14 protein-coding genes and 1 pseudogene are annotated in these 14,293 nt (G+C 64.6%); 3 read left to right on the top strand and 12 right to left on the bottom strand.

Annotation, left to right across the window (positions count from 1 at the left end; all coding sequences use genetic code 11):
• The 7 genes and pseudogenes from C2U70_RS28355 to C2U70_RS28385 all read right to left on the bottom strand — a co-directional run.
• Positions 1-267 (bottom strand): annotated as a pseudogene (locus tag C2U70_RS28355) (type II toxin-antitoxin system HipA family toxin); the annotation flags it as partial.
• The gene (locus C2U70_RS28360; RefSeq protein WP_140981934.1) at positions 254-589 is read right to left on the bottom strand and encodes a helix-turn-helix transcriptional regulator; all 336 of its coding nucleotides are present in this window, start codon (positions 587-589) and stop codon (positions 254-256) included. The gene C2U70_RS28360 and the pseudogene C2U70_RS28355, both read right to left, overlap by 14 nt.
• 182 nt (positions 590-771) lie before the next feature.
• Complete coding sequence (locus C2U70_RS33765; protein WP_140981935.1) at positions 772-1,038, bottom strand: HGGxSTG domain-containing protein; 267 nt, start codon at positions 1,036-1,038, stop codon at positions 772-774.
• Positions 1,035-1,664: a hypothetical protein gene (locus tag C2U70_RS28370; RefSeq protein ID WP_140981936.1), complete on the bottom strand. Its 630-nt coding sequence runs from the start codon at positions 1,662-1,664 to the stop codon at positions 1,035-1,037. Before C2U70_RS28370 ends, C2U70_RS33765 begins: the two co-directional genes overlap by 4 nt.
• A gap of 328 nt (positions 1,665-1,992) precedes the next feature.
• On the bottom strand, positions 1,993-2,922 hold the full coding sequence (locus tag C2U70_RS28375; RefSeq protein WP_140981937.1) for a lytic transglycosylase domain-containing protein: 930 nt from the start codon (positions 2,920-2,922) through the stop codon (positions 1,993-1,995).
• A 219-nt stretch (positions 2,923-3,141) separates the two neighbouring features.
• Positions 3,142-3,417, bottom strand: a complete 276-nt coding sequence (locus C2U70_RS28380; protein ID WP_140981938.1) for a hypothetical protein — start codon at positions 3,415-3,417, stop codon at positions 3,142-3,144.
• A gap of 76 nt (positions 3,418-3,493) precedes the next feature.
• Positions 3,494-4,351: a VOC family protein gene (locus C2U70_RS28385; RefSeq protein ID WP_140981939.1), complete on the bottom strand. Its 858-nt coding sequence runs from the start codon at positions 4,349-4,351 to the stop codon at positions 3,494-3,496.
• A gap of 118 nt (positions 4,352-4,469) precedes the next feature.
• Between C2U70_RS28385 and C2U70_RS28390 the strand changes: the two genes are divergently transcribed.
• Entirely contained in the window at positions 4,470-5,846 is a 1,377-nt protein-coding gene (locus C2U70_RS28390) for an NAD(P)/FAD-dependent oxidoreductase (RefSeq protein ID WP_140981940.1), read from the top strand.
• Here the strand turns inward: C2U70_RS28390 and C2U70_RS28395 are convergent.
• The 5 genes from C2U70_RS28395 to C2U70_RS28415 all read right to left on the bottom strand — a co-directional run bounded on the left by C2U70_RS28395 (position 5,832) and on the right by C2U70_RS28415 (position 12,261).
• The gene (locus C2U70_RS28395) at positions 5,832-7,469 is read right to left on the bottom strand and encodes an ABC transporter ATP-binding protein (RefSeq protein WP_140981941.1); all 1,638 of its coding nucleotides are present in this window, start codon (positions 7,467-7,469) and stop codon (positions 5,832-5,834) included. The two genes, C2U70_RS28390 and C2U70_RS28395, sit on opposite strands and share 15 nt — an antisense overlap.
• Positions 7,466-8,296 (bottom strand): ABC transporter permease, encoded by an 831-nt coding sequence (locus C2U70_RS28400; protein ID WP_140981942.1) that lies wholly within the window; start codon positions 8,294-8,296, stop codon positions 7,466-7,468. Before C2U70_RS28400 ends, C2U70_RS28395 begins: the two co-directional genes overlap by 4 nt.
• A gap of 1 nt (position 8,297) precedes the next feature.
• Complete coding sequence (locus C2U70_RS28405; RefSeq protein ID WP_140981943.1) at positions 8,298-9,275, bottom strand: ABC transporter permease; 978 nt, start codon at positions 9,273-9,275, stop codon at positions 8,298-8,300.
• Positions 9,276-9,299: 24 nt separating this feature from the next.
• Entirely contained in the window at positions 9,300-10,916 is a 1,617-nt protein-coding gene (locus C2U70_RS28410) for an ABC transporter substrate-binding protein (protein WP_140981944.1), read from the bottom strand.
• 151 nt (positions 10,917-11,067) lie between these two features.
• Entirely contained in the window at positions 11,068-12,261 is a 1,194-nt protein-coding gene (locus tag C2U70_RS28415) for a urate hydroxylase PuuD (protein ID WP_140981945.1), read from the bottom strand.
• Positions 12,262-12,522: 261 nt separating this feature from the next.
• Here C2U70_RS28415 and C2U70_RS28420 point away from each other — a divergent pair, with 261 nt between their 5' ends.
• Both C2U70_RS28420 and C2U70_RS33230 read left to right on the top strand, forming a co-directional pair.
• A complete protein-coding gene (locus C2U70_RS28420; protein ID WP_140981946.1) occupies positions 12,523-13,809 on the top strand; it encodes a PQQ-dependent sugar dehydrogenase in 1,287 nt (428 codons plus the stop codon).
• Between the two features lie 220 nt (positions 13,810-14,029).
• The gene (locus C2U70_RS33230; RefSeq protein ID WP_186294523.1) at positions 14,030-14,200 is read left to right on the top strand and encodes a hypothetical protein; all 171 of its coding nucleotides are present in this window, start codon (positions 14,030-14,032) and stop codon (positions 14,198-14,200) included.
• Positions 14,201-14,293 lie beyond the last annotated feature (93 nt).

The raw sequence follows: 14,293 nt of genomic DNA on the forward strand, positions 1-14,293 counted from the left end.
GACGCGGCGGCCCCAGGCATCCGGCGCGGCGTCGCGGATGCAATTCGGCATCATCAACCCAGGTGTCAGGGGAAGCGCGCCGCTGCGCAGCGGCAGCTCGGGGTCGTAAAGCGCAATCGCGTTGTTGCGCGCCAGATAGCTGCGTCCGTAGTTGAAGTGGAGTTGGTTGCCGACAGCAGACAATCGGCCCGCCACGACGGGCGAGATCGCGTCGGGCAGCCAGACCCAGACAAAAGCTTCGGTCGGCGTCTTTTCAGAAGTCGTCATCGGGCTTCTTGCGAGGCATGTGCACGGATTTCGGCAACAGCGTCATGACGGCCGAGTTCGAGGCGAGGGCGCTATTCAGGGCTCGTTCGTCGGCGTTGAACAGCGGGACGCCCGCGATCGCGGCGGCTTCGAAGACCGCGCCCAGCGCACAGCCAGGATCTCCGTTCTCGATGCGCCGCAAGAGCCCGCGCGAAACGCCCGCCCGGTCGGCGAACTCCTCAGTCGTCATTCTCCGGTCGATGCGCGCCTTGCGGATGAGTTGGCCGAGCAGCGTGGCCGCATCCTTGGCGTAGCGGGAGTACGGGCGAGCTTTTTTGGGCATAATTGATCCAATAATAGGCCATAATACTTATTTTGGTTCATTTATAGACCGGTAAAATGACAAAAGTCAAGATACCGGTCCATGCATAGCCCATATTAGATAATTTGGCCTATATATAGATCGAAATGACTGACAATCATGATGGGCAATCTCAGTCGGAGTCACTAGCGTCTGCCGGACGATCACTCCAACTCCCGCAGCAGCATCCGCACCTCACCCAGCAAGTCCCGAATTTGCCGTTGCTCGGCGCGGCTCTTCTTTGTGAACAGCCCGTGCTTCAGCGCGTTCCGGTTTCGCCGCGGCGCTCCAGATCCCTCGGCGCCGCCGTGCATGCGACAGCGCATCTTGCCGCGCGCAGCCGGTGCGCAGCATGCAGCGCCGCTGCGCGTCCGGGCCCCGCAGCGCGGGCTTGCCCGCATCGCCTCCGTGTTGCGGGCGTGTCCGCTCATCGATGGAGGTCTCGCCACACGGAGACGCCTTCTCGCTCGCCGGCATCGTGCGTGGGGACGTCTTTGGCGCCGATCGGCTCGTCTTCCCGTCTTGGCGGATAAACGATGACGCGCTCGATCCGCGTGATCGGGTCACTGTCCTGCGCTCCGGCCGGCTGGCCGCGGTTCCTGTAACGGTTGAGCGCATCGATCTGCGCCGGAAAGGTTCGCAGCAGCCGGACCAGGGGCAGCGTGCGGCTGTCCTGGCTTGCAATGTCGTCGGCGCCGGCGAGGCGATGGGCGCATCGCATCGCGATCACGTGCACCGACACCATCTGCGCCACCAGCATGGCCTCGATGGCATCCCGCGGCCTGATGCTCTTCATCAGCGAAATCATCAGCGGGAGATCGGACTTGTCGGGCTTTCGTCCGTTGACGCTGGCGTTGACCAGTTGCTTCAGGATGCCGTTCAGCGCTTCACGATCCGGCGCGCCGAGGGCTTCCATCATCAACTGTTCGCCGAGTTGGCGATCGGGGTGGTCGATCCAGAAGCCGCGCGAGGAGACCTTGATGCGCGGGGTGTCGCCTTTTGCTCGATCGTCCGGAACGATCGTCGGCTTGGTCGGATAGTCCGTGGCTGGAGTCATGTCGATTGCGTCCTTGGGCGCAATGCTGCGCGGCCCGCTGCTGCGGGCGACATACCCGCCGCGCTGAGCTGCTCTAAGCTTCGTTGTCGATTGAGGTTTTCACCTGCGATCGCACGGCGGCGTGCCCGTCGGGCAGGCCGGAGAGGTGCGATTCGTAAAATCCGCAGTATGCCTATATGCCACTGATTTGCCCGACGGGTCAAGAGCAATTTCGGCTTTTCGGCAAAATTGTTCTCGCGGCCGAATTTCTACTGTGCATGGGGTTGTTTTCGGCGTCTTTTTCGCCGTGACCTCGCCGGTGGCGGACGACGAGAAGCCGGTCTGACGACTAGCGTTCGCTGGAGGCGAGGCGCAGAGGACGCCCCCTCGCGCTCTTTGCGGTTACGCGAGCCGCGATCACGTTACGCGCCTTCCCCTTCTTCAACAGCAGTGCAAAGCGCTTTCGTGCACGATTGCCCGCGATCCTCATCTCCGCTTTCCGGATCAGTGCCAGCACGTTCGCCGCGGCAGATGCCGGAACGTGAGCGACCTTCCTCGCCTTGGAGAGGCCGCCGACACCTTCGCAGGGCGCTTCGCGCGGCAGATCGATGCGGATGGCGAGCGTATCGGCGTCCTCGATCCAGTCCTCCGCCTTGGTGCCGGTGATGATCCGGACATAGTCGCGCGTCTCGCGCGGCAGCGCGCTCTGACGGCCCAACCATTTCTGGATGCGGCCGCTTCCCGCGTTGTAGGCGGCCGCGGCGAGGCCGAGATTGCCAAAATCGTCGCGCAGCTTGCGCAGCAGCCTTGCGGACGCGGGCAGCGCCTGCATGGGATCGAAGGGATTGTCGAGCCCGACTTCCGCGGCCGTTTCCGGCATGAACTGCGCGACGCCTTGCGCGCCGGCAGGACTGACCTCGTTGGAACGGAAGCGGCTCTCCTGCCAGAGCAGCCGCGCAAAGAACGGTACGGGAATTCCGCTCGCCTCGGCAGCTTTGCGCAGCGCATGACAGAACTGGTCGGAAGGGGACATGGATGGTTGCTCGTCGGCCTCGACCGCGTCCGGCGCGGGGATGGCCGGCACGAGCTCGGCGCGTGCATTGGTCTGCTCGATGGCCTGCACGCTCGCGAGGAACAGTTCGACCAGCGGAAGGAGCGGAGAGGACGCCTCGCGTCGAGGCGCGGTGTCGTCGACAATCGATTTCTGTTGAAATGACGAGGCGTCGAAATCGCACATCAGAATCAGGCACGCGGCGCAAGCCGCGATGACAAATCGCATTGCGTGGAAGTCCTCGAACTGTGGGATGAACGGCCAGCGCTTGGCACCGGCGATAAGGACTTCTTAACCGCAATTGCGGCGAAGCTGCGATTCCAGGAGTCTGGCCGGTGTTAGTACGGTGTTCCCTTGGCGGAAAGTTCCGCTATCGCCCGGGAATTCACGGGCGCGCACCAGCAACGGCGCGGCAAGCGCAGCGGCAGAACCGGCTGCGTGGCGTCTTCAGGCTTTGGGAAAATCCTTGCGCATCGCGATCTCGGCGGCATCGCCCGGCGACAGCACGCCTTCTTCGAAAGCGGCCTGCGGCTTGGTCATGATGTCGTAGAGCGAGATGCCCTTGATCGGCTTTGCCAAGAGCTCGCGGACGCAATCGGCGAGCGTGCCGTTATAGACCATATAGGGTGTGCCGCGATCCCTCAGCCGCTCGCCTTTGAGCGAGGGCCATTTCTTCAGTTCGGCCGGCGCGTCGTACGCGATCGGCGTGCCTTCCTTGAACATGCGTCGGGGCCCCGGTGGCTGTATCGACCGCAGTCTAAAGCCGCCGGGGTAAACGCTTGTTAAAGAATTAGCTCAACTACGCCGCAACGAAAGCCAGCAGCGTTCCGTTGGCCTTGGCCGGCGGCGCGCAGACCGCGGACCCGCTGCGCACTGCGGCCGCACCCAGCGCCTTCTCGGTTGCCGCGAGATCGCCGCTGATGAAGACCAGCGCCGCGCCGCCGCGCTCAGGGATACCGTCGAGCGATACGCCGGGATAACGCTTGCCGAGCTGATCGCGCGTCAGGAAGACGAAGTCGGCGCGCCCGCCGCCCGAAGGCACGGTGACGGCGCCGTCAGCTTCGGTCTTGGGCTCGCGATCGATCAGACGGGACAGATGTGCTGCTTCCTTTGCGGGCTCGGGCGAGGCGATCAGCACCTGTTTCAGCCGCTTTGCCGCGTTGGCATGCGTCATCAGTTCGGGGATCCACACCGTCTCGCGTGTCTTGTGCTGGCAGGCGAAGATGCGCACACCGCCCGGCGCTTCCGCGACCGGCCACTGGAAGACACGAAACTTCGCCGCGGAGACCGTGCCATCAGGCAACGTCACCGGACGCTCGAAATCGACCGGCCCGACCGGCGGAAAGCCGCGTGCGCGGATCTCTTCCGCACCGGCCGTGGAATCGACGGCCGTGAACGCGATGCGCTCGATGCCTTCGCCGTTCTTTTCGAGATGGGCGCGCGCCGGAGCATTATGTTCTGTTGCGGCCAGGATGCCGAGCAATTCCATGTAGTCGGGATCGAACATGATGGTGTAGTTGCCCGAGCCCATATGCGCGCTGTGGGTCCCGCGCGGCGAAACGGTGAAGCCGAGCTTCCTGTAGTTGTCGGCGGCCTTGTCGAGATCTTTCACCATGACCACGGCGTGGTCGATGCCAATGACGTTCTTGAGTGCCATCTCTTTCCCCGGCATGAATGGATGGATTAAGCTGAAACACACGACAACGCACCTGCAAGCCGGTGTCAACTGCGGCTGTTGCAGATGCGCCATCTCATGACGACTGGGACAACTGATGATGCAGACTTCACCCGTGAACTGGCCGGATTCGCTGTGGGCGGCCGTGACGCCGCAGGGGCCGGACTTGCCGGAGTTGACGGGCGCGCAGACCGCCGACGTGGTCGTGGTCGGCGGCGGCTTTACGGGATTGTCGACGGCGCTGCATTTGCGCGAGGCCGGCGTCGATGTCGCAATCGTTGAGGCGGCGGAGCCGGGCTGGGGCGCTTCGGGCCGCAACAACGGCCAGGTGATCCCGACGCTGTCGCGGCCGGATCCGGAGGACATCATTGCCCGGCACGGCGAGGCGGGAGAACGCTTTGTCGGCATGCTCCGCGACAGCGCGTCCTATCTGTTCGACCTGACGCGGCGCTACAACATCGACGCCGAGGGCGAGCAGGCCGGATGGGTTCAGCCGGTGCATTCGCCCGGACGCATCAAGATCGCTGAACGGCGCGTGCGGCAATGGTCGAAATTCGGGGCGCCGGTCGAGTTCTTGTCGCGCGAGCAGATGCGCGACATGCTCGGCTCCGATGCATGGTTCGGTGGCTTCTGGAACTCTACCGGCGGCCACATCAATCCGCTGGCGCTGGCGCGCGGGCTGGCGCGCACCGTGCTTGGGCTCGGTGCCCGCATCTTTGCCCGCTCGCCGGCCACAAGTTTCGAGCGCCGTGGCGATCGCTGGGTGGTCAAGACCGCGAAGGGCGAGATCTCCGGCCGCGCGCTGGTCATGGCGACCAATGCTTACAGCGGCGAGTTCTCGCAATCGCTGGTGCCCGAGATTGCGCACGAGGTGATGCCGGTGCTGTCGTGGCAGATGTCGACGCAGCCTCTGTCCGACAACGTCCGCAAGACCATCATCCCCGGACGGCAGGCGATGTCGGATACCCATGGCGAACTCTATTTCGCGCGTTACGACGCGCGCAACCGGCTCATCACCGGCGGCGCGGTGCTCGGCCCCGGCAACAAGGTCGAGCGCATCATGGCGCGCGTGACCGAGCGGCTGCAGCGGCTGTGGCCGCAGATCGGCGAAGTCAGGTTCGATCATGTCTGGAACGGTTATGTCGGCATGACCGCGGATTTCTTGCCGCGCATCCATCGTCTCGGGCCGAACGCCTATGGCTGGACCGGCTGCAACGGCCGCGCCGTGGCGCTGACGATGCCGCTCGGCCGCGAATTGGCGAGGGCCGTTCAGGGCGTGCCCGCAAACGAGCTGGCACTGCCGTTCACCGAGCCGATGACCTATGTGGCGCATGGCCTGTTGCGCAGGATTGCACCCTGGATGCTGCTGCTTTACCGGCAGCGCGATGCGCAGGAGCTTGCTGGGGGTGATCGTTTCGAGTTGCTGCGATGGGCGGAGCGTCTTCTTGCCTCGCGCCGCTCGTCACGCTCCGGCTGATCCTGCCGTCTCGTGCTCGCGGGCAAACTCGCCGCCAGGCACGGCGGCGATGAGCGCCTGTGTGTAGGGATGTTGGGGACGGCCGAACACGTCGGCAACGAGCCCATGCTCGACGATCTCGCCTTCCTTCATCACCGCGACGAGATCGCAGACCTGGGCGGCGACGCGCAGATCGTGGGTGATGAAGACGATGGAGAGGCCGAGCCGCTCGCGCAGCTCGCCGAGCAGCTTGAGCACTTGCGCCTGCACGGAGACGTCGAGCGCTGACACCGGCTCGTCCGCGACCAGCACATTCGGCTTCAAGGCGAGCGCACGGGCGAGCCCGATGCGCTGGCGTTGGCCGCCGGAGAATTCATGGGGAAAGCGGTCGCCGGCGGAGGGATCGAGCCCGACCAGCGCGAACAATTCTCTGGCTTCCGCAATCGCCGTGGCGCGCGGCGTGCCGTGGACGATCGGGCCCTGCGCGACCAGCTCGGCCGCCTTGCGGCGCGGGTTGAGCGAGGCAAAGGGGTCCTGAAACACCATCTGGATGTGCTGCGTCTCGCGGCGGACCTCGTCGCGCTTCATCTTTGCCCAGTCCTTGCCGTCGAGCACGATCGCGCCGGCGTCAGGATCGATCAGCCGCACGATGCAGCGCGCCAGCGTCGACTTGCCGGAGCCGGATTCGCCGACGATGCCGAGCGTCGCGCCGCGCGGCAGATGCAGCGTCGCGTCCTTCACCGCCGCCGTGACGCGCGCGCCACGGCCGAGAAAGCCGCCGGTACGGTAGGTCTTGGAGACGTTGGTGATGGTGAGGATGTTGTCCGACGACAGCGGCCGCGGTGGCGGCGCCTTCAGCGGCGGCACGGCGGCGATGAGCTGCTTGGTATAGGGGTGCGTCGGGTGCTTCAGCACCGCGTCAGCGGTGCCCTGCTCGACGATCTTGCCGTGCTGCATGACCACGACGCGGTCGGCGATCTCGGCGACGACGCCGAAATCGTGGGTGATGAAGAGGACGGCGGTCTTCTTGCGCTGCTGCAGGTCGCGGATCAGCTTCAAAATCTGCGCCTGCGTGGTGACGTCGAGCGCGGTGGTCGGCTCGTCCGCGATCAGCAGCTTTGGATCGAGCGCGAGCGCCATGGCGATCATGGCCCGCTGGCGCTGGCCGCCGGACAGCTCGTGCGGATAGGCCTTTGCTGCCGTCTTGGGATCGGGGATGCGAACGTCGGCGAGCAACGCCAGCACGCGGGCGTTGATCTCGGCCCCGGAGAGCTTTGTGTGCACCGAGAACATCTCGGCCACCTGGTCGCCGATGGTGCGCAGCGGATTGAGCGCGGTCATCGGCTCCTGGAAGATCATGGCGATGCCGGCGCCGCGCACATCGCGCATCTCCGCCGGCGACGCCGCACAGAGATCGCGACCGTCAAACATCATCCGCCCGGACTCGATTTTGACTTCGTTCGGCAGCAGTCGCATGACCGCATTGGCCATCATCGACTTGCCGGAGCCGGATTCGCCGACGACGCAAAGGATTTCGTTGGAGGCGATCGACAGGGACACGTCGTTCAACGCGTGCGTCCGGTCGGCGCCTTTGGGCAGGCGGACACTGAGACCTTCCAGCGACAGGATTTTAGCGTCGCTCATCGGCTCTTCAGCCTCGGATTGAGCGCATCGTTGAGACCCTGGCCGACCAGGGAGACCGCAAGCACGGTGACGAGAATGGCGATGCCGGGAATCGCCGAGACGTACCACTGCACGCGCAGCACGTCGCGCCCGAGGCCGATGAGATTGCCCCAGGAGGCGACGTTGGGATCGGAGAGACGCAGGAAGGCGAGCGCGCTTTCGAGCAGGATCGAGAGCGCCATCACCACGCTGGCATAGACGATGACGGGCGGCAGCGCGTTGGGCAGGATCTCGCCGAGGATGAGCTGAAGGTCTTTCATCCCGAGCGTGCGGCCGGCCTGCACGAATTCGCGGTTGCGCAACGACAGGAATTCGGCCCGGGTCAGCCGCGCCGGCGCGGGCCAGGACACCACGCCGATGGCGATCGTCACCGTCATCAGCGTCGAGCCGAACACGGCGACGAGGACCAGCAGCAGCACGAAGTTCGGCAGCGTCTGGAAGGCTTCGGTGATCCGCATCAATATGTTGTCGACCCAGCCGCCATAATAGCCGGCGAAGGCGCCGATCAGCGTGCCGATGGCGACGGCGATGGCGGTGGCGACGCCACCGATCAGGAGCGAGATGCGCGAACCGTAGAAAATCTGGGCGGCGATATCGCGGCCGGAATTGTCGGTGCCGAGTGGAAAGCGCGGATTGCTGAACGGCCACACCAGGGGGCGTCCGGCGAGCGCGAGCGGATCGCGCGGGAACAGGATGCCGGCGCTAACAGCCATCGCGATCACCACCAGCAGCAGCACGAGGCCGATCACGGCGGCGGGGCTGCGGAAGTAACGCTTTGCGGCGTCCATCTCAGCCCTCCGCCGAAATGCGCGGATCGAGCCGCGCGTAGAGGAGGTCGACGACGAAGTTGACGGTTATGACGAGCAGGGCCGAGACGAAGACGATGCCGAGCAGCGTATTGAGGTCGCGCTGCACCACGGATTCATAGGCGAGGCGCCCGAGGCCGGGCAGCGAGAACACGCTCTCCACCACGACCGAGCCGCCGAGCATGGTGCCGGCCTGCAAGCCAATCAGCGTCACCATTGGCAGCAACGCATTGCGGAGCACGTGGCCCATGACGACGCGGGTCTCGTCGAGGCCTTTTGCACGCGCGGTGCGGACGTAGTCGAGGTTGAGCACCTCCAGCATGGATGCGCGCATGATGCGCAAATAGATCGCGAGGAAGATCAGCCCGAGCGTCAGCGTCGGCAGGATGAGATGCCGTGCGATGTCGATCATGCGCCAAAGGCCGCTCTGCGCCTGGCCGATATCTTCAAAGCCGCCTGCGGGCAGCCATTGCAGGTAGATCGAGAACACGACAATGGCCATCAGGCCGAACCAGAACGACGGCGTGGCGTAGAAGATCAGGCCGAGCGTCGAGATCAGCGTATCCGGCCATTTGTTGACGCCGCGCGCGGCGATGATGCCGAACACCAGGCCGAAGAAGAACGCAAAGGAGAGCGAGGCCGTCATCAGCAAAATCGTCGGCGGCAACCGCTCCAGGATCACGGTCGCGACCGGCTTGCCGTAGATCGAGGAGAAGCCGAGGTCGAGCTGGACCAGGTGCAGGAGATAGTTGCCGAGCCGCACCGGGACGGAGACGTCGAGCCCGTAGAATTTTCGCAGCTCGCGGGCGGTTGCAGCGTCACCGCCGCCCATCTGGGCCATGAGCGCATCGACGGTGTCTCCCGGAGCGAATTGCAGCAGCAGGAAGACGCCGATCAGGATCAGGAACAGGGTCGGGATCGAGGCGGCGAGCCGCCGCCCCGCAAGGCTCAGGATGCGCATGGCGTCATCTTGACGAAAAACGCGTCACGCGGAAAGCCAAAGATCGTGCCAGCTCGACGACCCCCAGCGCGGGGTGTTGGAGTGGTTGCGCGCCTTGGCGGTGATGACGGTGACAAAGATCTGCTCGATCGGCATCCAGACCGGCAGCTCGGTGTTCACCTCCTTGACGAACTCGGCATAGATCGCCTTGCGCTTGGTGGCGTCGAGCTCGGTCAGGGCGTTGTCGATGGTGGCGTCGACCTGCTTGTCCTCCCAGCCCCATTGATTGGTCCAGGGCGCGCCCTTGGGCTGGCCGGAGCGGTACCACACCGTGGTCGAGACCGCGGGGTCGTTGCGGTACTGGTGCCAGCCGGTGGCGAGATCGAAGGCGTGCTCGTCATAGACCTGCTTGAGGAAGCCGCCGCCGTCATTGCGCACGATCTCTACGGTGATGCCGACGTCCTTGAGCGATTGCTGGATGAAGGTCGACCACAGCGAGATGTCCTCGCCCCAGGGTGCGGGCAGCAGCTTGAGCGAGAAGCGGGCGCCGCCAGGGCCGGCCTTGAAGCCGGCTTCGTCCAGCAATGCCGCCGCCTTGGCTTTGTCATAAGGGTACTGAGGCGTGTCGGCGCCGGGATAGAAGTCGGTCGAGGTCGACGGGATCGGGCCGGTGCCGAGCTTTGCGAAATCGCCCAGGAAGTTTTCGATGAAGAAGGGCACGTTAATCGCATGCGCGATCGCGCGGCGCACGCGGATGTCGGACAGCTCCTTGCGGCGGAAGTTGAACTCGATTGTGTTGGTGCGCGCGTTGCCTTCATTGCCCTTGGTGGTGACGATGAAGCGCTTGTCCTTGCCGAGCCGCGCCATGTCGGAAATCGTCAGGCTGGAGAACGGGCAATATTGCAATTCGCCGGCCTCGAGCTGCGCCGCGGCGGCGGAGCGGTCGGTGATCACCTTCCAGACGATGCGGTCCAGATACGGCGCGCCCGAGCGCCAATAGTCGGGGTTACGGTCGGCGATGATGTACTGGCCGCGCTCGTATTTGACGAACTTGAAAGGGCCGGTGCCGACGGGCGCGAGGTTGGTCGGGTTCTGCCTGATGTCGCCGCTCTCGTAGAGATGCTTTGCCGAGATGTAGCCGAGGTCGGGCAAGGCGCGCAGCAGCAGGCTGAGCGGCATCGGCCGCTCGTAACGGAAGATTGCGGTCTGCGGGTCCGGCGTGTCGACGGCGGTGAGGAAGAGCTGCAGCGTCGAGCCGTAGTTCAAGATCTTCTTCCACATGTTCATCGCGGTGAACGCGACGTCCGCGGAGGTGAAAGGTTTGCCGTCGTGCCAGGTGACGCCCTTGCGCAGCTTGAAGGTGATGGTCTTGCCGTCCGCCGAGGACTCCCAGCTCTCGGCGAGCACGCCGACCGGCTTGCCGTCGGCGTCGAGGTCGACCAGGCTCTCCTGAATCTTGCCGCTGATGATGTAGACGCCGGTGGAAGCCTGGATGCTCGGGTTGAGCTGGCGCTGCTCGGCGCCGTAATGGACGTTGAACACGCCGCCCTTCTTCGGGGTTTCCTGTGCAAACGCCCGCATCGGGTTGATGACGTTGGCAGCGATCGCGGCCGAGGTCAGGAGCGCCGTGCGGCGGTTGATTTCCAGGCGAGTCAAATCCATTCGACTTCTCCAATCGACTTTCTTGGGCCGGGTACACGGCCGAACGGTTCCCTGTCTACGCCGGACAGGCGCGCGAGTCATTTTGAAATCGGCGGGATTTGCGCAAAATCCTTCCGCAAAAGGTCGCACAGGCGCGTTGCGGCTCGCTGACTCAGCGATCGCTCTGCGTGATAAAGGCGGCCAGTGTCGCGCGTTCCTCGCCGGTCATCTCGGTGATGTTGCCCGGCGGCATCGCGCTGGACCATGCAGCGACGCGCGCGATCAACCTCATGTTGCGCTGGATGTGCCCGGTGCTGTCGAGCACGATGCCTTTCGGCGCGGTGACGATGCCGGCCCAGACGGGTTCTGCCGCATGGCACATGCTGCAGCGGGACATCACGATCTCCTCGACATTCGCAAGCGTCGGTGGTGTCGCGAGCGCAGCAGCCTTCACCTCGCGGGGACCTGCCGCGGAGAGCAGGCCGATCGCGATCATGCCGGCGGCCGCGACGCCCCACACCCACCATGGCGACTTTCGTCCGGCATGCCGCTCGTTGAAGAAATGCCGGATCACCGGCCCGAGCGCCAGAATGATCGCGACGATGATCCAGTTGAAACGCGTGGCGTAGAGCAGGGGATAGTGGTTGCTGATCATAAGCACGACCACGGGCAGCGTCAGGTAGTTGTTGTGGACCGAGCGCTCCTTGCTGGTCTTGCCGAGCTTCGGGTCGGGCGCCTGTCCCGCGATCAGGGCGGCCACGATCTTCTTCTGGTTCGGGATGATCAGCGTGAAAACGTTGGCGACCATGATGGTGCCGATCAGCGCGCCGATCTGGTTGAACGCGCCGCGTCCGCTCAGCACATGCGTAAAGGCATAGGTCAGCGCGACCAGGAACAGATAACCGCCGATCGCAAAGGCAAGCTCGCGTTGCGCAAGGCCCGTGCGGCAAGCGACCTCATAAAGCAGCCACGCCAGCGCCAGGCTGCCGAAGCTGAACAGCCCGGCCTGCAGCGGCGTGAGATCGAGGATCGACTTGTCGACCAGAAACAAATCGGCCTCGAGATAATAGACCACGACCATCAGCGCAAAACCGGACAGCCAGGTGGTGTAGGCCTCCCATTTGAACCAGGTCAGCTCGTCCGGCATTTGGCTTGGGGCCACCAGATACTTCATGATGCGGTAGAAGCCGCCGCCATGGACCTGCCAGGCCTCGCCCTGCACACCGTTCGGCAGGTCCTTGTCCGGCTTCAGGCTGAGGTCGAGGGCGATGAAATAGAAGGAGCTGCCGATCCAGGCGATCGCGGCCACCACATGCAGCCAGCGCAGGATCAGGCTCGCCCATTCCGATACGATCGATCCCCACATGCTGACCCCGTCAATGGCGGCGTCGATGCCGCAGCTTTGATGACCGCTATCAGCGGTCGCGCCCTTACAATGTGTCGCACCGATCACGAGGATTTTCCAGCAGGATGAGGCTAGGTGATGCACATCCTGCGGGCATAGGCTGACGTTCGATTCGGCAACGCGCGCGACCACTGAACGCGTGAGCCTGACGGGCGTCGATCGACAAGGGCAGGCCGGGAGGAGACCGTGAAGACATATCTTGGATGCGCCGCGATCGTGCTGATGACGGCGGCAGGCGTTCGGGCGGACACCGTGCTGCAAGGCAAGGACGCCTTCGGCAATTGGCAGGCCGACAAGCCCGGCACGGTCAGGCTGATCCGCCCCGACGATCTGCCAAAACCCGGCGCGTCGCCGTCGGTGGCGAACAGCTCGCGCGTGGTGGCACGGCCTGCCGGCGCGTCGCCGCAGGTGCCGGCGGGATTCAAGATCGAGCTGTTCGTGGAAGGCTTGTCGGGCCCGCGCATCATTCGCGTCGCGCCGAATGGCGACGTCTTCGTCGCCGAGACGCGATCGGGCCGCATCCGCGTGCTGCGCCCGGGCGAGGGCGGCGCAAAGCCCGCGGCCGACGAGACCTTTGCCAGCGGCCTCAGCCGCCCCTTCGGCATCGCCTTCTTCCCGAACGGCGACAACCCGCAATGGGTCTATGTCGCGAATTCCGAGAGCGTCGTGCGCTTCCCCTATCGTGCCGGCGATCTCAAGGCCTCGGCCAAGGCGGAGACCGTCGTGGCGAACCTGTCGCAGGGCTCCGGCCATTCGACGCGCGACGTCGTCTTCACGCCCGACAACAAGCGCATGCTGGTGTCGGTCGGCTCGGCCGGCAATGTCGGCGAAGGCATGGGCAATCCACCCGGCGGGCTCGAGGCGTGGGCGCGCGCGCAGCCGCTCGGCGCGCCCTGGGGGTTTGAAGCCGAGCGCGCCGCCGTGCTCGCCTTCACGCCCGAGGGCAGGGAGCGAAAACTCTACGCGACCGGCATCCGCAATTGCGTCGGCCTCGCCATCGAGCCCAGGAATGGCTTGCCCTGGTGCTCGACCAATGAGCGCGACGGTCTTGGCGACGATCTCGTGCCCGATTACGTCACCAGCGTGCGTGAAGGCGCGTTCTACGGCTGGCCCTGGTACTATATCGGCGCCAACGAGGATCCGCGTCACGCCGGCGCGCGGCCGGACCTGAAGGACAAGGTCACGATTCCCGACGTGCTGATCCAGCCGCATTCGGCCTCGCTCGGCATGACCTTCTATCAGGGCTCGAGCTTCCCGGCCGAGTACCACGGCGATGCCTTCGCCGCCGAGCACGGCTCCTGGAACAGGTCGAAGCGCACCGGCTACAAGGTCATCCGGATCAGGATGAAGGACGGCAAGCCGACGGGTGAATACGAAGATTTCGTCACGGGCTTCGTCGTCAACGACACCGAGGTGTGGGGACGGCCGGTCGGCGTCGCCGTCGCCAAGGACGGTTCGCTGCTGGTCTCGGAAGACGGCAACGGCACGATCTGGCGGGTCTCGCGCTAGAGCATGATCCGGAAAAGTGTGAAGCGGTTTTCCCTCGCGACAAACGCGGAACGCGTTTGCGCGGAGATCATGCTCAAACAAAGAGCTAAAGCGCGATGACGATTCAACCAAATCTCATCGCGCTTTAGCCCCGTTAATGGACGATAAACCATCAAAAATGATCGGAAAATTGTAACGAAACAATGCCGCGCCTTCCGCGTCGATCTAGCGGAGGCCGCGCATGACAGATCAACAAGTGAAAGACCAGGAAGTCCGGATCGCCCGCTACCGGCTCCTCGAACGCGAGGTCACCGACCCGCTCGCCGCGTGCCTGCTGCACGGCATCGTCGAGGAGCTGGAGGCCGATCTGCGCAGGGATCGCGCCAATCGGAATCGCTGCGAGGTGGTTTGATCTTCGCCTCTCCCCGCTTGCGGGGAGAGGCCGGATCGCATCGAAGATGCGATCCGGGTGAGGGGGACTCTCCGCGAATCCAACTGTCACCGT

Origin of the sequence: Bradyrhizobium guangdongense (assembly GCF_006483445.1) — a bacterium.
Lineage (GTDB): Bacteria > Pseudomonadota > Alphaproteobacteria > Rhizobiales > Xanthobacteraceae > Bradyrhizobium > Bradyrhizobium guangdongense_A.

Excerpts from the sequence above, each read along its gene's own strand:
- C2U70_RS28360 (WP_140981934.1), bottom strand. The coding sequence starts at position 589 with ATGCCCAAAAAAGCTCGCCCGTACTCCCGCTACGCCAAGGATGCGGCC.
- C2U70_RS28370 (WP_140981936.1), bottom strand. The coding sequence starts at position 1,664 with ATGACTCCAGCCACGGACTATCCGACCAAGCCGACGATCGTTCCGGAC.
- C2U70_RS33230 (WP_186294523.1), top strand. The coding sequence starts at position 14,030 with ATGACAGATCAACAAGTGAAAGACCAGGAAGTCCGGATCGCCCGCTAC.
- C2U70_RS33765 (WP_140981935.1), bottom strand. The coding sequence starts at position 1,038 with ATGAGCGGACACGCCCGCAACACGGAGGCGATGCGGGCAAGCCCGCGC.
- C2U70_RS28400 (WP_140981942.1), bottom strand. The coding sequence starts at position 8,296 with ATGGACGCCGCAAAGCGTTACTTCCGCAGCCCCGCCGCCGTGATCGGC.
- C2U70_RS28375 (WP_140981937.1), bottom strand. The coding sequence starts at position 2,922 with ATGCGATTTGTCATCGCGGCTTGCGCCGCGTGCCTGATTCTGATGTGC.
- C2U70_RS28415 (WP_140981945.1), bottom strand. The coding sequence starts at position 12,261 with ATGTGGGGATCGATCGTATCGGAATGGGCGAGCCTGATCCTGCGCTGG.
- C2U70_RS28385 (WP_140981939.1), bottom strand. The coding sequence starts at position 4,351 with ATGGCACTCAAGAACGTCATTGGCATCGACCACGCCGTGGTCATGGTG.
- C2U70_RS28390 (WP_140981940.1), top strand. The coding sequence starts at position 4,470 with ATGCAGACTTCACCCGTGAACTGGCCGGATTCGCTGTGGGCGGCCGTG.
- C2U70_RS28420 (WP_140981946.1), top strand. The coding sequence starts at position 12,523 with ATGACGGCGGCAGGCGTTCGGGCGGACACCGTGCTGCAAGGCAAGGAC.
- C2U70_RS28395 (WP_140981941.1), bottom strand. The coding sequence starts at position 7,469 with ATGAGCGACGCTAAAATCCTGTCGCTGGAAGGTCTCAGTGTCCGCCTG.
- C2U70_RS28380 (WP_140981938.1), bottom strand. The coding sequence starts at position 3,417 with ATGTTCAAGGAAGGCACGCCGATCGCGTACGACGCGCCGGCCGAACTG.
- C2U70_RS28410 (WP_140981944.1), bottom strand. The coding sequence starts at position 10,916 with ATGGATTTGACTCGCCTGGAAATCAACCGCCGCACGGCGCTCCTGACC.
- C2U70_RS28405 (WP_140981943.1), bottom strand. The coding sequence starts at position 9,275 with ATGCGCATCCTGAGCCTTGCGGGGCGGCGGCTCGCCGCCTCGATCCCG.